This window comes from Methylophaga sp. UBA5088 (genome assembly GCF_002414625.1).
In the GTDB taxonomy this organism is placed as follows: Bacteria; Pseudomonadota; Gammaproteobacteria; order Nitrosococcales; family Methylophagaceae; genus Methylophaga; species Methylophaga marina.
On record NZ_DIAC01000080.1, the window covers coordinates 773 to 2336 of the forward strand.

General features: G+C 44.3%; 2 protein-coding genes. Both read left to right on the top strand.

Features of this window, described 5'->3' with window-relative positions:
- Positions 1-110 precede the first annotated feature (110 nt).
- Entirely contained in the window at positions 111-884 is a 774-nt protein-coding gene (locus B4K20_RS10180) for a nuclease-related domain-containing protein (RefSeq protein WP_289282801.1), read from the top strand.
- A gap of 28 nt (positions 885-912) precedes the next feature.
- Positions 913-1564, top strand: a 652-nt coding sequence (locus B4K20_RS10185) for a neutral zinc metallopeptidase (RefSeq protein WP_289282802.1), incomplete at its 3' end; no start/stop codon positions are given.

Genomic DNA, 1564 nt, shown 5'->3' on the forward strand with positions numbered 1-1564 from the left:
ATCCCCTCAGCACCCACCAAGAAAATCTCCTCTTCTATTCCAGCCCGCTTGTTTATCCCACCTTTTTTGTGCATTGTATGACCTTGGAACATTAACCCCAAGGTGCTGAAATGGACTTCACTCCGATATTCTCTTCTTTATTGTCTCTCTGGTATTTCATTCCGTTATTTCTCTGTCTGGCCGTTCTTCGCTCAGCCTGGTTCAAAGGCATGATGGGTGAGTTTATGGTCAACGTGATTGCCCGATGGCAATTGGATAAACAGCATTATCATTTAATCAAAAACGTGACCCTGCCGACAGAAGATGGCACGACTCAGATTGATCACATAATCGTCTCTGTTTATGGCGTGTTTGTCGTAGAAACCAAAAATATTCGCGGCTGGATATTTGGCAGTGCTTCTCAGAAAAATTGGACTCAGCAACTTTATAAGCACAAATACCGTTTTCAAAATCCACTTCATCAAAATCATAAACACCTCAAAACACTTCAAACCTTGCTCGACTTAAGAGACGAACACGTCTTTTCCGTCATTGTTTTTATTGGTGACAGCCACTTTAAAACACCGATGCCAGATAATGTGACTTATGGCTTGGGCTATGCTCGCTATATAAAATCAAAAACAAATCCTGTGCTGACGCCGGCAGAAAAGGACGCCATCATTGCTCAAATTGAATCTGGTCGCCTTTCACGCAGCTTGAAAACAAACAGAGAGCATGTGGCTCATGTAAAGCAATTAGTTGAGCGGCAGCAAACGGACGAACCACTATGTGCTCGCTGTGGCCATAAAATGGTTAAACGCCAAAGCAAAAAAGGTGACAATGCCGGTCAGTTTTTCTGGGGCTGTAGTCAGTACCCGAAATGCCGTAATATCAGACCTGTTTAGAAGCTCCCTTTTTACTAAAGGATACACAATGAAATGGCGTGGTAGACAGAGAAGCAGCAATATTGAAGATCGTCGTAGTCAAGGCGTTTCAGCTGTTCGTAGTGGCTCTGGCGGTATTATCCGTTTGCTACCAGCTATCTTTCGATTACTGGGTTTTAAAGGCACGGCCATTCTGCTGATAGGTGTTGTGTTGTTGGCGACATTCACAGGTAACTTACCGGCATTATTATCTTTGTTCGGTATCCCCGCTTCTGCCCCTACCGTCTCATCCTCCGAACCATTGCAAGAAACCGCTGAAGAAAAAGAACGTGTCGACTTTGTCTCCGTCATTCTTGCTGATACTGAAGAAACCTGGTCAGCGATCTTTAGCGATAATGGCCAACGTTATACCCCACCCAAACTGGTTTTATTTCGCGGTGTGGTGAATTCAGCGTGTGGTACAGCTCAATCGGCTATGGGGCCCTTTTATTGTCCGGCCGATCAGCGTGTGTATATCGACCTGAGTTTTTATGATCAATTACAGAATCAGTTAAATGCCCCGGGTGACTTTGCTCAGGCTTATGTCATCGCTCACGAAGTGGGTCATCATATTCAGACTTTATTAGGCATATCGCAACAAGTGAATGCGGCTCGAAATAGCATAAGCCAGGTTGAATGGAATAAGTTATCAGTTAAGCAAG